Genomic DNA, 19,773 nt, shown 5'->3' on the forward strand with positions numbered 1-19,773 from the left:
GTCTTTTCTATAGAAATTGAGACACTTATTAACAATCTACAAGGTTCTATTCTGAAATCAATGAAGTCTTGACACCGCTAAACCTAACAATTCTCTGAATTTAATGCTTATATTATACTAAAAGATCTTCTTTAACGAAATTGAGACAGTTATTAACAATTTGTAAGTATGTAATCTGATATTAATATGACCTCGACTCTGATCTACCTGATAAGGTCTTATAATGTTTCTTTTATGAAATAGCTGTTCAACTTACAGGTATTTTATTCCGCTTGACGGAGAAATTTTAATCAATTAAATGCAATACAATCTTTAATGAGTGTTTATATTTTCAGCTTAAAATATTTCTAATCACACATTAAAATCGTTGATTATATCGCATAAAAAAGCCACTCAAAAAATGAGTGGCTTTTTAAAATTGTAAGCTTTATTAAAACTTATGCTTCTTCTTCTTCAGAAGTTTCAGCACCTTTATTTTTTAAAGTATCATACATTACTGGAGTTGCAATAAATACAGAAGAATATGTACCTACTACTACACCAACTATTAATGCAAATAATAATCCTCTAAGAGAATCTGCTCCAAAAATGAACATCGCTAATAATACTACTAATGTAGTAAGTGATGTATTTAAGGTTCTACTTAACGTACTGTTAATTGCAAAGTTAATGTTTTTACCACCTTTAAATCCAGCTTTATCAGCAAGCACTTCTCTAATTCTATCAAATACAACTACGGTATCATTAAGTGAGTAACCAATTACGGTTAATATTGCCGCAATAAACGCTTGATCTACTTCCATGCTAAATGGCATAAATGAGTGTGTGAAAGAGAATACTCCTAATACGATAATAATATCGTGGAATACCGCTGTTACAGCTCCTAATGAGAATTGCCATTTTTTGAAACGGAATAAGATGTATAAAAATACAACTATTAAAGATCCTAATACTGCCCAGAAAGATTCTTTCTTAATATCATCGGCAATTGTTGGACTTACTTTACTAGATAATACTTTACCAACACCGTTTTTAGCATCAGAGAAATCTTGGTAAGTTGTTCCTTCTGGTAAGTGGCTTTTTAATGCATCAAACAACATGTGTTGTACTTCTTCATCAGCTTCTGCAGAATTTTCGTCTACTTTATATTTTGTTGAAATTTTTAATTGATGAGAATTACCAATTGTTTTTACTTCAGCACTTTCAAAAGCTGCAACTAAGTTATCTTTTACATCTTCTGGACTAACATCATCAGCAAAACGCACTTGGTAAGTTCTTCCTCCTACAAAATCAATACCTTGATCTAATCCTTTAGTCAATAAAGAACCAATACTTAATACGATTAATACTCCTGAAATAGTATAAGCAATTTTACGTTTAGTGATAAAATTGATATTCATGTTTTGGAATAATCCTTTTGTAAGTGGCGTAGAGAATGTTAATGATTTCCCTTTGTTTGCATACCAATCAACAAATAATCTAGTGATAAAGATCGCTGTAAATAAAGAGGTAATAATACCAATTAATAATGTTGTAGCGAATCCTTTAATTGGACCTGTACCAAATACAAATAATATAAGAGCAGTAAGTCCTGTAGTAATATTTGCATCTAAAATAGAAGATAATGCGTTAGAGAAACCATCTTTAATAGCTTCTTGTTGCATTTTACCGTTTCTTAATTCTTCTCTAATACGTTCGTAAATAAGTACGTTGGCATCAACCGCCATACCTAATGTTAATACGATACCTGCAAGACCTGGAAGTGTTAATACAGCTCCTAATCCAGAAAGTACACCAAACATTAATAAGATATTTAATAATAATGCAATGTTTGCAAAAATACCAGATTTACCGTAGTAAAGAATCATCCACGCTAATACTAATGCTAAAGCGATTAAGAACGATGTTGTACCACTACTAATAGCTTCGTGACCTAATGATGGTCCTACCTCATCTGCTTGAACGATATCTGCAGAAGCAGGTAATTTACCAGCTCTTAATACGTTTGCTAAATCGACAGCTTCATTGATTGTAAATGCTCCAGAAATTTCAGAGTTTCCTCCAGAAATAGCTCCTGTATTTACAGTTGGTGCAGAGTATACAATTTCATCTAATACAATAGCAATGCTACTTTTTTGAGCGTAAGCTCTTCCGGTCATTTCTTCCCAGATCTTAGATCCTCTACTATCCATTTGCATACTTACAGATGGCTTTCCTGTTTGATTATAAGATTGACGTGCATCTGTAATTACAGCTCCACTTAATTCTGGTTTGTTTTCTCTGTTTCCAGCTAAAGCATATAACTCAACATAATCACTATCTTTAGATTGAAGTCCCCATACAAATTTCACGTAACGTTGTTCTGCAGGTAATAATGATCTTACTTGTGGATTGTTTAAGTAAGAAGATACTAATTCTTGATCTTTAGCTTCAAAAGTTGCTACAGCACCAGTTCCTGATCCGTAACCTCTTAATAAATCTAATAAAGGATTTACAACTGCAGTACTATCTGTAGAAGTTTCACCAACTAATTCATTTAATAAATCATCTTTTTTATCTTCTGAAACTTCTTCAGCTACAACAGCTTCTTCAGTAACAGGTGTTGTATCAACAATACCTTTTAAAGTTTCGTTAGCTTGTGCTAAGAATGGTAAAAATTGTTCTCCACTATATACATCCCAAAATTCTAATTGAGCAGTACTTTGTAATAATTTTTTTACACGATCAACATCTTTAGCTCCTGGAAGCTCTACTAAAATACGACCTGAATTCCCTAAACGTTGGATGTTTGGTTGTGTTACCCCAAACTTATCAATACGTTTACGCAATACCTCAAAAGCAGAAACGATAGATTCGTCTACTTTAGTTTTAATAATGCTTTTTACATCGTCATCAGACATATTTAAATCTACCTCACCAACAAGACTTCTGTTAGCAAAAATATCAGGTGATGCTAATTTAGTATCTCCTTTTATTGCATCAAAAGCTGTATAAAAAGACTCTAAATAAGGCTCTTGTGCACTTTTTTGAATTTCTTCTGCATCTGCTAAAGCTTTATTAAAAATAGGATCTTTACTATCGTTAGCTAATCCTTTTAAGATATCTTTTACAGAAATCTCTAGAATTACATTGATACCACCTTTAAGGTCTAACCCAAGATTCATTGCTTTATCCTTTACATCATTGTAAGTATAATCTGCAATACCAATATTAAATACTTTGATGTTTTCTTGTTTCCCGTCTACATCAACTTTGTAACTCTTAAGAGAGTCTAAATAACGTACCTCTTCAGCACCTCTTTCTTCTGGTGTTTCAAATTTTGTAACCGCAGCTTCTTTTGCAGCAGCATCAATTTGATTTGCTTTAAACGTAAATGATAATTGATAAATACTTACCAAACCAAATAACAGTGCAAAAAGCTTTACTAATCCTTTGTTTTGCATTCTTTTAATTTTTAATTCGTCAATTTTTTAAGACGAGCAAATATAAAATTTACCGCCTACTTGACAATTGTTTTTTATGTAATATGTGAATATTTTACAGCTTTTCACCTAAAGTAATGAAAGCTATACTAAAAACGACCTCTTAAAGTTAACAACCGTTTTTGTAATTTGAAAAACCGAGCGATTTTTCAACCTGTATTAACATTGGGGTCCTGCCCTAACTTCAGGTATTTTTTGAGAATTATTATCTATTGCAATGGCAATGGTTTTATAAAATTTGTAAGCCACTTTTACATGAGCTTCTTCGCCTTTAATAATTATACCGTTAACAAAAATATACTCATTAGGGTTAGAAAAACGATCTGTATTTGCTTTTAGTTCTAGTGCTAATTTTCCACCTAAATTTGATAATATATCATAATCTTTATGAAGATCATACACATCAAAATTATAAGCTAAAGTTGTTTCTTGCGCTGGAAATGGAGAAGGCGACTGCTTTTCATAACTAGATGTTTTATCTAGTTCTAAAATATTTTTTATAATAGCCGCATCGGTATCACTATAATAGGAGATTTTTAATTCTCCATTATTTTGTTCTACAATGGTAATATTATTTACACCAATATTTTGTAGTTGTTGCTTTACAGCAGAAATAGTGTATTGAGCAGCATCTGAGGTAAGATCTTTATTTACAAACTGTAAAATCACTTCCTGATTAGGAAGGTTTTCTTGTTGCCTATTGGCAACACCTCCTAAAACGGAAAAGATTATAATTAAAGCACCAATGTACCACCTCGAATTCATGTGCCAAATATATAAAAAAATAAGGATTGTTTTTACACCCTCATTTGTTAATTATTAACAGCTTATCAAACATTTATAATCTATCATATAATAGATATTTCAAATTTAATTATATGATTTGTTTTTTATATTTCTACGGAAGTGAAAAACAAAAAAAAGAGCCACTTTACAGCAGCTCTTTTTATAAAATATGAGAGATATATTATAACTCTAACAATCCGTTAGTCGTTTTTACACCTTCAGCAGATTCAGCTAATTTTGCTTTTTCTGCATCAGTTAAGCTAATTTCAACAATTTTTTCAATTCCGTTAGCACCTAATACGCAAGGTACACCAATTGATAAATCGTTTAATCCAAATTCACCTTCTAATAAAGCTGAACAAGGGAATATCTTTTTAGTATCACAAGCAATTGCTTGTACCATTGCTGATACTGCTGCTCCTGGTGCATACCAAGCTGAAGTTCCTAATAAACCTGTAAGTGTAGCTCCACCAACTTTAGTATCTTGTACTACTTGATCCATACGTTCTTCTGATAAAAACTCAGAAACTTTTACACTGTTTCTTGCAGCTTTACCTATTAATGGTACCATACCTTTATCGCTATGTCCACCAATAACCATTCCGTCTACATCACTAATAGGAGCTCCTAAAGCTTCTGCTAATCTGTATTTGAAACGTGCAGAATCTAATGCTCCACCCATTCCAATAATTCTGTTTTTAGGTAAACCTGTAGTTTTATGTACTAAATACGTCATTGTATCCATTGGATTAGATACTACAATGATAATTGTATTTGGCGAGTGCTCAATTAAGCTTGAAGATACCATTTTTACAATTCCTGCATTGATACCAATTAACTCTTCGCGAGTCATACCTGGTTTTCTTGGAATTCCAGAAGTAATTACACATACATCAGATCCTGCTGTTTTAGCGTAATCATTAGTACTTCCTGTAATTTTAGTGTCAAAATTGTTTAATGATGCTGTTTGCATTAAATCCATTGCTTTACCTTCAGCAAAACCTTCTTTAATATCTAAGATTACAACTTCGCTAGCAAAGTCTTTAATTGCAATGTACTCTGCACAACTTGCACCTACTGCTCCTGCTCCTACTACTGTTACTTTCATTTTTTATATTTTAAATTTGTGTTGAATTTTAACGAAACAAATTTACAAATTATTATGCTTTAAATGAAAAAAGTGCAGGGTTTAATCCTGCACTTTTCTTATTTTTTTGTTAATATTTTAGAACGCAAAATTAACACCTAATGATGCGCTATCAAATTCAGCAACAGTATAATCTGCATTTAGAGAGAAAAAACCAAGTTGTAAATTTGCTCCAACAGTTCCTCGCATTCCATCAATATCTTGTTCTATTTTAAATGGGTCTGTTACTTCTTCAGAAACTAAAAATCCATCTGTTACTCTATATGTTCCTAATAAATCTGTAGTAGATGTTCCAGAAATATAACCTAACCCTCCATAAAAGTTAAGTACTTTAAATTTTGTTCCTACAATAAGTTCAAATAACAAAGTGTTTATATTAGTTTCTACACTTTGATTTTCTCCTTCTACATAATCTGTATTAGAAAAATCGTAAGCACCATCTAAATGTGTATAAGCTACCAATCCTGAAATTGCTACAGGAATAGATTTTTCTTCTGGTAACCATGCCGTAAATTCTTGCTGTAATCCAATCCCATAAAAACCAACTTTAATATCATCGGTATCTACTTTTGGAAAAAAACGCCCTTTTATTTGAGTTCCGGTGAACGGAGAAAAACTAGCTTGTAAAAATGCTGTAGGAATTAAATTAATATTTTCTGAACCAATTCCGGTAGGCAACTCTATCTCTACTTCTTGATTTCCAAAAACAGGATCTTGGTATGTGGCAATTACTGTAATATCTGATGTATTATGACCTAAAGCTGTAGCTACAGTTTGTGACGGACTATTATCAGGGAATCTAATATTTTCATAGTCGTCAATATTTAGTTGAAATGATTTTTTATCATCTTTTATAAATGAGGCATTTCCCATTATAGAAATTTCAAACGTATAACGTTTTGGTGCTTTTGCATTATTAAACCACCCGTTATTTATCCCAAATGCAATTCCTTCGGAAGCCGGAGCAATATATGCGGCTGTAAATTTTTCAGCATCATTAACACCTGCTGTTAGTAAATTATTTATATTTTCTTGAGCTACAATAACTGTCGAAAACATTAAAAACGCGGATAAAAAACTGATTCTTTTCATGAGTGATCTTATATAAATTGAATGACAAAAATAGTGAAAAATAAATAACACAACACTTTTTATCGATGAAAATAGCATTTAATCGATATTTTATTAATTTAAAAACAAAAAAAACGAGCACTAAAAGTACTCGTTTTTAATAAAATATATGATATTATTTATGCATCAATATTTGCATAAATAGCATTCTTTTCAATAAATTCTCTACGTGGTGGTACTTCGTCCCCCATTAACATTGAGAATACACGATCTGCTTCAGTACCGTTATCAATTTGAACTAAACGCATGGTTCTAAATTCAGGGTTCATTGTAGTATCCCATAGTTGAGATGCATTCATTTCCCCAAGACCTTTATATCTTTGAATTTTTGATCCATCACCAAATTCTTTTACAATACTATCGCGCTCTTGATCTGACCAAGCATATTGTTTTTTAGCACCACGTTTTACTAAGTATAACGGCGGTGTTGCAATGTATATATGTCCGTTTTCAATTAACTCTTTCATATATCTAAAGAAAAACGTTAAAATTAACGTTGCAATGTGACTACCATCAATATCGGCATCACACATAATTACCACTTTATGGTAACGTAATTTAGATAAATTAAGCGCTTTACTATCTTCTTCTGTACCAATAGTAACCCCTAAAGCTGTAAAGATATTTTTAATCTCTTCATTTTCAAAAACCTTATGCGTCATGGCTTTTTCAACATTTAAGATTTTACCACGAAGTGGAAGAATAGCTTGAAATGCTCTGTCACGACCTTGTTTAGCCGTACCACCCGCCGAATCTCCCTCAACAAGAAATACTTCACATTTTGCAGGATCTTGCTCAGAACAGTCACTTAGTTTCCCTGGCAACCCTCCAATACTCATCACTGTTTTACGCTGTACCATATCACGTGCTTTTTGAGCGGCATGACGTGCTTGCGCTGCTAATATTACTTTTTGAACAATAATTTTAGCATCATCTGGATTCTCTTCTAAATAATCAGTTAACATTTCTGAAACCGACTGACTTACTGCTGCCGAAACTTCTCTGTTACCTAATTTAGTTTTTGTTTGTCCTTCAAATTGTGGTTCTTGTACTTTTACCGAAACGATAGCTGTTAATCCTTCACGGAAATCATCACCAGCAATATCAAATTTTAATTTATCTAACATTCCAGACTCATCAGCATACTTTTTAAGGGTATGTGTTAAACCTCTACGGAAACCAGAAAGGTGTGTTCCACCTTCATGTGTATTAATATTATTTACATAAGAGTGTAAATTTTCGGCATAAGATGTATTATAAATCATAGCTACCTCAACAGGTACGCCATTTTTTTCACCTTCAAAAGCAATAACATCTTTCATTAAAGGCTCACGAGTTGCATCTAAATACTTGATAAACTCTTTTAAACCTTCGGTAGAATGAAATGTTTCACCTTCAAATTCTCCATCTTCTTTTGTTGCTCTTCTATCAATTAAATGAATTGTTATTCCTTTATTAAGGTAAGCTAATTCACGTAAACGACTTGCTAAAGTATCGTAGTTATACTCTAAAGTTTGTTTAAAAATTGTTGCATCAGGCTTAAAAGTTACAATAGTACCTCTCTTATCTGTTTCTCCAATTTTTCTTACAGGAAATAATGCTTTACCCATTGCATATTCTTGCTCCCAAACTTCACCATTACGGTGAACGATTGCAGATAAGTGCTCAGATAATGCATTTACACAACTCACACCAACCCCGTGTAAACCACCAGATACTTTGTATGAATCTTTATCAAATTTACCACCGGCACCAATTTTAGTCATTACAACCTCAAGTGCAGATACGCCTTCTTTTTTATGAAGATCTACAGGAATACCACGACCATCATCTTCTGTTGTGATTGAGTTATCCTCATTAATTGTTACTGTTATATTATCACAATGTCCCGCTAATGCCTCATCAATTGAGTTATCAACAACCTCATATACCAAATGGTGAAGTCCTCTTACTCCAACATCTCCAATATACATTGACGGACGCATACGCACGTGCTCCATTCCTTCTAGCGCTTGAATGCTATCAGCCGAATAGTTGTGCTTATTAAACTCTTCTTTTTTCTCGCTCATAAATTGCTATTTATTTACTGTATTAAATTTAAAATTCAAGATAAAATTCATTTCTGAAAAAATCTGTGCTACAAGAACACAAAAAAAGATGCTTTTGGCATCCTCTTGAATACAAACAAAGATAAACATTTAAAACGCATTTTAAAAGCTTTTTATTGATTCTGCAAAATAATTATTAACATTTACCAATTACATCAAAAACGCTTAAATCTTCTTAAAAACGGTTTAAACAGAATTTCATCTTTTTACTTTCTTCTTCGGAAGAATAAAAAACACAAAAACGGATTAGAAGAGATATTTTAAAATACTCCAAATTTTAAAAACAACAAAAATAAGACAGAAAAAAGCCTGAAAATATTTCCAGGCTAAATTCAATACAAACACAACTATTTTATAATTAATATGCTTTATCGTGCACCATTGCAATAGCACGACCAGAAGGTTCGTTCATGTTTTTAAATGCTTCATCCCACTCTAAAGCTGTTGCTGTACTACAAGCTACACTTGCTTCTTGTGGTACGCTTAACGCTGCTGCATCGCTAGGAAAATGACCTTCGAAAATTGAACGGTAATAAAACTCTTCTTTATTTTGTGGAGTTTGAATAGGGAAACGAAATTTTGCATTTTCCATTTGCTCATCGGTCACCTCTTTGTCTACAACCTCTTTTAAAGTATCAATCCAACTATAACCAACACCATCACTAAATTGTTCTTTTTGCCTCCAAGCTACACTTTCTGGCAACATATCTTCAAAAGCTTTACGGATAACCCATTTTTCCATACGCTCTCCGTTAATCATTTTATCTTGTGGGTTAATACGCATGGCAACATCCATAAATTCTTTATCTAAAAATGGCACACGACCTTCAATTCCCCAAGCTGCTAAACTTTTGTTAGCTCTTAGGCAATCATACATGTGTAATTTGTCTAATTTACGCACTGTTTCTTCGTGAAATTCTTGTGCATTTGGCGCTTTATGAAAATATAGATAACCCCCAAAAATCTCATCGGCACCTTCACCTGATAATACCATTTTTATTCCCATTGATTTAATAACTCGGGCCATTAAATACATTGGTGTAGATGAACGAATGGTTGTAATATCATACGTTTCAATATTATAAATTACATCTTTAATAGCATCTAATCCTTCTTGTATGGTAAATTTAATTTCATGATGAACCGTCCCAATATGATCTGCCACCTTTTGTGCAGCAGCCAAATCTGGAGAACCTTCTAATCCTACCGCAAATGAATGTAATTGCGGATACCAAGCATCTGACGTATCATCACTTTCCACACGTTTTTGTGCATATTTTTTTGCAATTGCTGAAACTACAGAAGAATCTAATCCTCCAGATAATAATACACCATAAGGCACATCACTCATTAATTGTCTATGCACAGCAGCTTCTAACGCTTCTTTTACTTTAGTAATACTTGTTTCATTATCTTTTACAGCATCATATTCTGTCCAATCTCTCTTATACCATTTTACAAACTCACCATCTTTACTAGACATATAATGTCCTGGAGGAAATAATTCAATTTTAGTACACACGCCTTCTAAAGCTTTTAATTCTGAAGCTACATAAAAAGTACCATGTTTATCCCATCCTATATATAAAGGAATAATCCCCATGTGATCTCGTGCAATAAAATACGCGTCTTTTTCAGCATCATAAATCGCAAAACCAAAGATTCCGTTCATTTCATCTACAAAGTCTACACCCTTTTCTTTGTATAATGCTAAAATAACTTCGCAGTCACTTTCAGTTTGAAATTCATATTTCCCGTCAAATTGTTTACGCAATGCTCTGTGATTATAAATTTCACCATTCGCCGCAAGGATTAAGTTTTTATCAGGACTCAATAACGGTTGTTTTCCTGAAGCAGGATCTACAATCGCTAAACGTTCGTGAGCCATAATTACTTTTTCGTCGCTATAAATCCCGCTCCAATCTGGTCCACGGTGACGAATTGTTTTAGACATCTCTAAAATTTGAGGTCTCAATTCATCTGATTTTTGTTTTAAATCGAAGGCGCATACAATTCCACACATAACTTATATATTTTAATCTTTTTTTGTTCGTTTGATAAAGCAAATATGTATTTTTAATTACAATACAAAAACATAAAACACAAAACAACTTACATATTAAAACTTTTTAACAGATTTTAATATCAATAGATAATTCTTATTTCATTTTAAATGATTTTAAATTATAATCTAACAGAAACACTAAATAATTCCATTTACACGTACTATAAAACCCTTAATTTCAATCCTTTTTTCATAACTTACCTTATTTAAATCCTTCTTTATGATAAAATCATTTCTATATGTTATTTTTCTATTATTCGTAAATTATTTAAGCTATTCTAATAATTTAAAAATAGACAATAATGCAACTTGTCTTTTAAAAACTACATTAACAGATCCAAGTCATAACATCAGATATAATCAAGTTGGCTATTTTCCTTCTAGAAATAAAACCATCTCTATTAATTCGTCTAACACTTTTTCTAATTTATCTTACACTATAACAAACAGTTTAAATGTAACAGTATTATCTGGCGTAACAGACACTGCTATTTATTGGAGTTCTGCGGAAGAATATGTTGCTTTAATTGATATTTCGGAATTAAACACAGAAGGAGTTTATAAAATTGCAACTAATGAGACTGAGGCTTTTTTTAATATTAGCAATACAGCATATGACACTTTATCTGAAGCTGCTCTTAAATATTATTATTACGCACGCGCATCTACAGAAATCACAAGCTCAAACGGAGGTGTTTGGAATAGACCAACAGGAATACCCGATACTAATGTAATTATTCACAGCTCTGCAGCAAGTTCTAACAGACCAACTGGAACCATTATTTCTGCTCCAAAAGGCTGGTATGATGCAGGTGATTACAATAAATATGTTGTTAATAGTGGTATAAGTACTTACACATTACTTACGGCTTACGAGCATTATGCGACTTATTATGACAATAAAGATTTAAATATTCCTGAAAGCACAAACAATATTCCTGATATTTTGGATGAAGTTATCTGGAATTTAGATTGGCTACTAAACATGCAAGAATCCACTTATAATGGTGGTGACGGTGGCGTGTATCACAAATTAACTAGTCTTAATTTTTCAGGAATTGTAATGCCAAATAATTATAATTTAGATCGTTATGTCGTACAAAAAACTACTGCTGCTACATTAAATTTTGCAGCTGTAACCGCTGTAGCATCTCGAATTTTCGCTAATTTTAATACTGAAAAACCAGGATATAGCGCACAACTTCTTCAAGCATCTGAAGCTGCTTACGCCTGGGCAAAAGCAAATCCTATAATATATTATACACAACCAGACGATGTGTATACTGGAACATATGGAGATACCGACCTATTGGATGAATTTAATTGGGCGGCTACTGAATTATTTATAACGACTGAAAATGCTACCTATAAAGAAGACATAAATGTAAATACTATGTATGGCGGCACACCATCTTGGGGAGAAAGTGATGGGTTATCCTTAATTTCTATTGCACATCACAATGCTACTTTAGCTTCGGAAATAAACACAACGACTACAAATAACATCTTAATTCAAACAGCAAACGCTATTAAAAATAAAATCAACACGAGTCCAATGCAAGCATCACTTGTAACTTCAGAATATTATTGGGGAAGTAATAGCCGTTTTGGAAATAATCTTATGATGTTAATTCGCGCATATGAACTAACAAACGACGACTCGTACTTGAATGCAACTTACACAGCAATAGATTACCTTTTAGGGAAAAACGGTACAGGTTATTGTTATGTTACTGGTTTTGGAGACCAACAAGTTATGTATCCACATCATACCATATCTAGAGCAGATAACGTAACCAACCCAATACCAGGAATGTTAGTAGGCGGACCACACACAAGCGCTAGTATGGTTGGGGATTGTGCAAGTTACCCAAATACTGCTGCTGCTAACACATATTTAGATAACACCTGTTCTTACTCCACTAATGAAGTTACAATTAACTGGAACGCTCCATTAGCTTATGCTGTAAATGCTCTAAAATATTATCAAGATAATCTAAGCGTACTTTCTTTAGAAAATCAAGAATCTACCAATAATAAAATTATATTATCTCCTAATCCTACATCCAATTTTTTCAAAATTAAAGGACTTAAAAACACAGTTACCCATATTTCAATATATGATTTTTTAGGAAAATTAACACATTCGCAATCTATCAATAACAGTAATGAAAGTATAAATGTTAGCAGCTTAAAAAACGCTATTTATTTTGTTGAAATTGAAACAGAAAACAACAAATACATAAAGAAACTTATACTAAAGTAAATTTCACTAATAGTCTCAAAATACAAATTTTAACACCCAGATATTAGTTTTAGCATAAGTTTAAGACTATTTCACTTATATTTAAACAAAAAAAACAACTCATGAACAAATCAAGATTAACTTTCACAATTACATTTGCTTTACTAATGTTATTTTCATTTCAAGTAAATGCACAAGATTTTAAAAGTTTAGACAAAAGTCCACTTGACGCAGCAGCGTACCCAAGTAGTCATAAAGAGTCTGAAAAAAGCGTAAAAGTAATTTACAGCAGACCACAATTAAAAGAACGTAGTTTAGAGAAACTTGTACCAAACGGAAAAGTATGGCGTACAGGAGCTAATGAAGCTTCTGAAATCACATTTTACAACGATGCTGTTTTTGGTGGTAAAAAAGTTAAAGCAGGAACTTATGCTTTATTTACAATTCCTGGAGAAAAAGAATGGACTGTAATTTTAAGTACAGACATTAATGTTTGGGGATCTTATGCTTATAACGAAGCTAATGATGTTGTAAGAGTTATGGCTCCAGTTACTGAAGGTAAAAAATCTTTAGAAGCTTTTTCTATCGCATTTGATGATGCTGGAACCATGTTTTTAGGATGGGATACTTTAAGAGTTTCTGTAGCAATTACAAAATAAACATTCAATATTATACACAAAAAAGCCTTGAGAAATCAAGGCTTTTTTTTTATTATGGAATATTTAAATACTTATGAGTTTGTAGAGAAACTTTCCACTTAGGATGTTTCATTACATAATCTACAATTTCAGGAACCATTTTATCACGCTTGCTCCATTCTGGTTGTAAATATAAAATACAATCCTTATTCACTTTAGCGGCTTGTTCTTCAGCAAACTTAAAATCATCTTTATTATAAATAATCATTTTTAGTTCATCTGCATTATCATACACTTCTTGCGTTGGTAATTTCATCTTTTTAGGAGACAAACAAATCCAATCCCAAGTCCCTGTTAGTTTATAAGCACCAGAAGTTTCAATATGCACTTGTAATCCTTTGTCTTTTAACTGTGACGTTAAAGGTCCCATGTCCCACGTTAAAGGTTCACCTCCTGTAATTACAATGGTGTCACTATGCTTTACAGCATGAGCAACTATATCTTCAGTTTTAGTTGGAGGATGAAGATCGGCATTCCAGCTTTCTTTAACATCACACCAATGGCACCCCACATCGCAACCTCCTACTCGTATAAAGTAAGCTGCAGTTCCTTTATGAAAACCTTCTCCTTGAATGGTGTAAAATTCTTCCATTAACGGAAGCATCTCGCCTTTATTTACTAAATGTTGAATTTCTTTATTCATAGCCTGCAAAGATACTAATAAGTTATAAGCCCAAAGTGTTGTATGATAAGTTTTTTAATCCCTCAAAAATGATCGCTTCATTTTTCAGAAAGATTTCTCATAAGATTGCTACAAGATTAGTACTTTTATACAAATTTTCAAGAATGAGCAGACAGGACGATTTTTTTAATCATATCACAGAAGGAAACACCAATAAAGGCGATTTTATCACATTAGGTTCGGCAATGTTGGATGGTAAAACAGTGAAAAATGCTTTTGTAAATATTCCTTTAAAAACCATGAACAGACATGGACTAATTGCGGGTGCTACCGGAACAGGGAAAACAAAAACATTACAGGTTTTAGCCGAAAATCTTTCAGAAAAAGGAATCCCTGTAGTTTTAATGGATATTAAAGGTGATTTAAGTGGATTAGCACAACCAAGTCCTGGTCATGAAAAAATTAATGAACGCCACGAGCAAATAGGATTACCTTTTAATGCAAAAGCATTTCCTGTTGAAATCATGTCGCTATCCGAACAAAACGGTGTAAAACTTCGTGCAACGGTTAGCGAATTTGGTCCCGTATTAATTTCGAGAATATTAGATGTTACCGAAACACAAGCAGGAATTATTTCGGTAGTTTTTAAATACTGTGATGACAACAAATTACCGCTTTTAGATTTAAAGGATTTCAAAAAAATTCTTCAATATGCAACCAACGAAGGTAAAGCCGAATTTACAGAAGCTTACGGACGCATTTCAACAGCATCAACTGGCGCAATTCTACGTAAAATCGTAGAACTCGAACAACAAGGTGCCGATTTGTTTTTTGGTGAAAAATCTTTTGATACCGATGATTTACTTCGAATTGATGAAAACGGAAAAGGTTACATTAATATCATAAGACTTACAGACATACAAGATAAGCCAAAGTTGTTTTCAACATTTATGTTAAGCTTATTGGCTGAGATATACTCTACATTTCCTGAACAAGGCGATAGCGGAAGACCAGAATTAGTGATGTTTATTGACGAAGCACATTTAATTTTTGACGAAGCATCAAAAGCCTTATTAAGTCAGATAGAAAGCATTGTAAAACTTATAAGAAGTAAGGGTGTAGGTTTATATTTTGTAACTCAAAATCCAACTGATGTTCCAGAAGACGTATTGAGTCAATTAGGTTTAAAAGTACAACATGCTTTACGTGCGTTTACTGCAAAAGACAGAAAAGCAATAAAACTAACGGCGCAAAATTATCCTGATACAGATTATTATGATACTGCCGAAATGTTAACTTCATTAGGAACAGGAGAAGCTTTGGTTTCAGCATTAAACGAAAAAGGTCGCCCTACTCCACTTGCTGCAACAATGATGCGTGCACCAATGAGTAGAATGGATATTTTAACAGACACCGAATTAAATGAACTTTTAGATAATTCTAAATTAGTAAAAAAATATAACGAAAACATAGATAGAGAAAGTGCTTACGAGCTATTAACTAAAAAAATAGAAGCTGCCGAAGCCGATGAACTTAAAGAGAAAGCAAAAAAAGAACGAGACGCTTTAGATAAAGCAAGTTCAAAACAAAAAAGAACAAGTACCCGAAAAAGTACTGCAATGAATCCTATTGTTAAAGTACTCACAAGTGCTACTTTTATAAGAAGTGTATTTGGTATTTTAACAAAAATGATGAAATAATAAAAAAAACAAATCCCCTAATAAAACTAAAAAACATGTATAAATATATTTTAAGCCTCGTTATAGCATCTACTTTACTTACAAGTTGTAACAAAACACAAGATCCTTTTTTAATTGGAAAACAAAATATTGGGATGTTAACCGACTCTACACAAGTTAAAGATTTGGAGGTTATTTTTAGCAACGATTCTATAGTAAAAACTATAAATGGTGATGAATTTACAGGAAATTTTAGCGACATTAATATTTTTGATAAAAACGGAAATGCGCTATTAAAATTAAGTCCAAAACAAGCGTTAGATTCTACCTCAACTATTGAAAGCGTTCAAATTATTGATAACCGTTATAAAACAGAAAAATTAATTACGGCTGTTAGTACGTTTAAGGATATTCAAACTAATTATAAAATATCTCGAATCAATAATTTAATTAATTCTATTGTAGTTTCTGTTGATGAATTAAACGCGTCATTCACCATTGATAAAAAAGAATTACCAGCAAATTTAAGATTTAATATGGACATAAATATTGAAGCATCTCAAATTCCAGATACTGCAAAAATTAAATATTTTTTCATTTATTGGAACTAAAATTTAATGAATTCAATCCTATCAAAATTACTTGTAGCCGTTGCTAAAAAGCGACTCAAACATACAGAATCTGATTTTAGCGATCCGCTAAGAAAAAAACAAATTGTACCTATAGTAAGAGCTCTTCATGTAGAATTATCTCACACCATAAAAGATTTTATCTTTATTATTATTGGTGTATTTTCTGCAGGCTTTGGACTAAAAGGTTTTTTATTACCTAACCGTTTTATTGATGGGGGTGCCACTGGTATTTCATTATTACTTGAAAACATCACCGATATTCAGTTGAGTTTCTTGTTAATAATAGTCAATTTACCTTTTATTATTTTAGGAGCTAAAACCTTCAATATTAAATTTGCTTTTAAAAGTATTATAGCTATTGCAATGCTAGCTATTGTAGTGCATTATGTAGAATACCCAACCATAACAGACGACAAATTATTGATTGCCGTTTTTGGTGGTTTCTTTTTAGGATTAGGAATAGGAATGACCATGAGAGGTGGTGCTGTAATTGACGGCACCGAGGTTTTAGCTATATATTTAGGTAGAAAATTATCACTTACTATTGGTGATGTATTATTACTTATTAATATTGTAATATTCTCATTTGGCGCTTATGTACTCTCTATAGAAATAGCATTATATGCAATACTAACGTATTTATCTGCCGCAAAAACAGTAGATTTCGTTGTAGATGGTGTTGAAGAATATGTAGGAGTTACCATTATTTCTGGTGAACATGAAAGAATTAGAGTAATGCTTACCGAAGAATTACGTCGTGCCTGTACAATTTATGCTGGAAAAGGTGGTTATGGTAGCCAAGGAGACGGTTACAATAAAGACATCATTTACACAATTGTAACACGGTTAGAACTTGCAAAACTACACACTGAAATTGATAAAATTGACAAAAAGGCCTTTATGATTATGGGCGTAGTTAAAGACTTAAAAGGTGGTACCATAAAAAGAAAACCTCTAAAATAATTAATAACGCATGAAAAAATACACCATCCAAAACGCTCCTTTTACCGTACCTACTACAGATGGAAAAGTTATAAAAGAACATTTCGGAAATGCCTCAACAAGTACTCCTGAAATTAGTATTGCACATATGTTGGCTCCAGCAGGTTGGAGTGAACCCTTTCAAACCCCAGAGTTTGATGAATACACCTATATTATTAGAGGTAAAAAACAGTTTATTATTGATGATGAAATTATTGTTTTGGAAGCAGGACAATCTATAAAAATCAATAAAAATACAAGAGTTCAATATTCCAACCCTTTTACCGAAGTTTGCGAATATCTTGCCGTTTGCACCCCTGCCTTTTCTATGAATTTAGTAAACAGGGAAGATGCCTAAGCAGTTATTAATAAAAACCATTGGTTTTGGTATTAATTTAACCAGTTATATATCAAAAAATTTCGCAGCAAAAAGTGCGCTCAATTTATTTTCAAAACCACTAAAAGGGAGACCAAACGCATCGCAGTCTGATTTTTTAAGCACTGCGTTTAAAGAAGAACTTACCTACAAAAATCAATCTATAATGAGTTATAGGTGGCTTGGAAAACAAGATACCATTTTACTTGTTCACGGTTGGGAAAGTAATGCGGCACGGTGGAAAAAACTAATTCAATACTTACAGCAGAAAGATTATAATATTATAGCTTTAGACGCTCCTGGCCATGGGTTTTCGGGAGGAAAATCGTTTAATGCTCTTTTATATTCTGAATATATAAACGTTGTGGTAAAGAAATTTAACCCTAGTGTTATTATTGGACATTCGGTTGGAGGAATGGCGTCTGTATTTTTTCAAAATAAATATAACGTTGACACTATTAATAAGATGATCTTATTGGGAGCACCTTCTGAATTTACAGATGTTCTGGATCGCTATATAGATATGTTAGGATATAATAATCGTGTAAAAAAGCAACTAATTACTCTTATTATAGAACGCTTTGGTGCTGCGCCCGAAAATTTTTCATCCTCTAAAAAAGCAAAAAACATTACTTCAAAAGGACTTATTATTCATGATGAATTAGACCAAATCATACCATATGCAGATGCACTTCTTATTAAAGACAGTTTTAAAGGCAGCAAATTCATTACAACAAGCGGTTACGGACACTCTTTAAACAACGATGTTGTTTCTTCTCATATTAATGATTTTATTGAAGCTTAACTTATTATCTTTGCATTATGGAAGAGAATTTAAAACGTTTAAATAAATTTTTAAGTGAAGCCGGTGTTTGTTCACGCAGACAAGCCGATAAACTTATTGATGCCAGACGCGTAACTATTAACGGAGAGGTTCCAGAAATGGGAACAAAAGTAGCACCTACTGATGAAATTCATGTAGATGGAAAACTTATAGAAGGTAAAAAGGAGGCTTTTGTATATCTAGCATTCAACAAACCTGTTGGTATTGTTTGTACTACAGACACGCGTGTTGAGAAAGATAATATTATTGATTATATTAAATATCACAAACGTATTTTCCCTATTGGAAGATTAGATAAACCCAGTGAAGGCTTAATCCTTTTAACTGATGATGGTGATATTGTAAACAAAATTTTACGTGCAAGTAACAATCACGAAAAAGAATATATTGTAACGGTTGATAAACCTATTTCACAAACGTTTATTGAATACATGTCTAGAGGAATTCCTTTAGAAGAGTTAAACCAAACTACAAAACCTTGTGTTGTAAAAAAACTAGGTACTTACGAGTTTAGTATCATTTTAACTCAAGGATTAAATCGTCAGATTCGTAGAATGTGTGAATACTTAACGTATGAAGTTGAGACTTTAAAGCGTGTACGTATTATGAATATTGAGCTAGACATTCCATTAGGAACACACAGAGAATTGACTGATGTTGAAATGAAAGATCTTAATTTACTGCTTGAAGATTCAACAAAAAACTACAATGACAATAAAGATAATAGAATAAGAAAACCTAGAGAAGATCGTCACAAAGAAGATCGTCATAAAGAGGACCATCATTATAAAGAAGAGCGTTCAAGAGAAGAAAAACCTAATCGCAAAGCTTCTAGAGACAGAGAAGAAGATACTAGAGAAAAGCAACCTAAAATCACACTAGTTAACAGAAGACGTTAATTACTACTTGATATAAAACAAAAAAACACTGAGAAATAATATCTCAGTGTTTTTTTTTATGTGCTATGTTATCCCTAA

15 protein-coding genes are annotated in these 19,773 nt (G+C 32.4%); 8 read left to right on the forward strand and 7 right to left on the reverse strand.

Annotated elements, in window-relative coordinates; all coding sequences use genetic code 11:
• Nucleotides 1-437: 437 nt before the first annotated feature.
• The 6 genes from secDF to asnB all read right to left on the reverse strand — a co-directional run bounded on the left by secDF (nt 438) and on the right by asnB (nt 10,677).
• A complete protein-coding gene (gene secDF / locus ACU4C5_RS02450) occupies nt 438-3,443 on the reverse strand; it encodes a protein translocase subunit SecDF (RefSeq protein WP_446845466.1) in 3,006 nt (1,001 codons plus the stop codon).
• A 198-nt stretch (nt 3,444-3,641) separates the two neighbouring features.
• Nucleotides 3,642-4,247, reverse strand: coding sequence for a hypothetical protein (locus ACU4C5_RS02455; RefSeq protein ID WP_446845467.1), 606 nt, complete (start codon nt 4,245-4,247; stop codon nt 3,642-3,644).
• Between the two features lie 202 nt (nt 4,248-4,449).
• Entirely contained in the window at nt 4,450-5,376 is a 927-nt protein-coding gene (gene mdh / locus ACU4C5_RS02460; protein WP_446845468.1) for a malate dehydrogenase, read from the reverse strand.
• A gap of 117 nt (nt 5,377-5,493) precedes the next feature.
• On the reverse strand, nt 5,494-6,507 hold the full coding sequence (locus ACU4C5_RS02465; protein ID WP_446845469.1) for a DUF6588 family protein: 1,014 nt from the start codon (nt 6,505-6,507) through the stop codon (nt 5,494-5,496).
• A 158-nt stretch (nt 6,508-6,665) separates the two neighbouring features.
• Entirely contained in the window at nt 6,666-8,615 is a 1,950-nt protein-coding gene (gene gyrB / locus ACU4C5_RS02470) for a DNA topoisomerase (ATP-hydrolyzing) subunit B (RefSeq protein ID WP_446845470.1), read from the reverse strand.
• Between the two features lie 397 nt (nt 8,616-9,012).
• Complete coding sequence (gene asnB / locus ACU4C5_RS02475) at nt 9,013-10,677, reverse strand: asparagine synthase B (protein ID WP_446845471.1); 1,665 nt, start codon at nt 10,675-10,677, stop codon at nt 9,013-9,015.
• A gap of 262 nt (nt 10,678-10,939) precedes the next feature.
• On the opposite strand from asnB, the gene ACU4C5_RS02480 reads away from it, so the two are divergent.
• The gene (locus tag ACU4C5_RS02480) at nt 10,940-12,985 is read left to right on the forward strand and encodes a glycoside hydrolase family 9 protein (RefSeq protein ID WP_446845472.1); all 2,046 of its coding nucleotides are present in this window, start codon (nt 10,940-10,942) and stop codon (nt 12,983-12,985) included.
• A gap of 101 nt (nt 12,986-13,086) precedes the next feature.
• Nucleotides 13,087-13,623 (forward strand): DUF2911 domain-containing protein, encoded by a 537-nt coding sequence (locus ACU4C5_RS02485; protein ID WP_446845473.1) that lies wholly within the window; start codon nt 13,087-13,089, stop codon nt 13,621-13,623.
• Nucleotides 13,624-13,675: 52 nt separating this feature from the next.
• On the opposite strand, the gene ACU4C5_RS02490 is transcribed toward ACU4C5_RS02485, so the two are convergent.
• A complete protein-coding gene (locus ACU4C5_RS02490) occupies nt 13,676-14,305 on the reverse strand; it encodes a 7-carboxy-7-deazaguanine synthase QueE (protein WP_446845474.1) in 630 nt (209 codons plus the stop codon).
• A gap of 143 nt (nt 14,306-14,448) precedes the next feature.
• Here ACU4C5_RS02490 and ACU4C5_RS02495 point away from each other — a divergent pair, with 143 nt between their 5' ends.
• Genes ACU4C5_RS02495 through ACU4C5_RS02520 form a run of 6 tightly spaced genes read left to right on the forward strand, consistent with a single transcriptional unit; the run spans nt 14,449 to nt 19,695 of the window.
• The gene (locus tag ACU4C5_RS02495; RefSeq protein WP_446845475.1) at nt 14,449-15,984 is read left to right on the forward strand and encodes a helicase HerA-like domain-containing protein; all 1,536 of its coding nucleotides are present in this window, start codon (nt 14,449-14,451) and stop codon (nt 15,982-15,984) included.
• Nucleotides 15,985-16,019: 35 nt separating this feature from the next.
• The gene (locus ACU4C5_RS02500; protein ID WP_446845476.1) at nt 16,020-16,574 is read left to right on the forward strand and encodes a hypothetical protein; all 555 of its coding nucleotides are present in this window, start codon (nt 16,020-16,022) and stop codon (nt 16,572-16,574) included.
• A 6-nt stretch (nt 16,575-16,580) separates the two neighbouring features.
• Nucleotides 16,581-17,558, forward strand: a complete 978-nt coding sequence (locus tag ACU4C5_RS02505; protein WP_446845477.1) for a YitT family protein — start codon at nt 16,581-16,583, stop codon at nt 17,556-17,558.
• Nucleotides 17,559-17,568: 10 nt separating this feature from the next.
• Nucleotides 17,569-17,934 carry a cupin domain-containing protein gene (locus tag ACU4C5_RS02510; protein WP_446845479.1) on the forward strand — a complete coding sequence of 122 codons (366 nt, stop codon included), beginning with the start codon at nt 17,569-17,571 and terminating at the stop codon, nt 17,932-17,934.
• Nucleotides 17,927-18,757 (forward strand): alpha/beta fold hydrolase, encoded by an 831-nt coding sequence (locus ACU4C5_RS02515; protein ID WP_446845480.1) that lies wholly within the window; start codon nt 17,927-17,929, stop codon nt 18,755-18,757. Before ACU4C5_RS02510 ends, ACU4C5_RS02515 begins: the two co-directional genes overlap by 8 nt.
• Before the next feature lie 17 nt (nt 18,758-18,774).
• Complete coding sequence (locus ACU4C5_RS02520; protein ID WP_446845481.1) at nt 18,775-19,695, forward strand: pseudouridine synthase; 921 nt, start codon at nt 18,775-18,777, stop codon at nt 19,693-19,695.
• Nucleotides 19,696-19,773 lie beyond the last annotated feature (78 nt).

It is taken from the genome of Lacinutrix undariae (genome assembly GCF_052934785.1).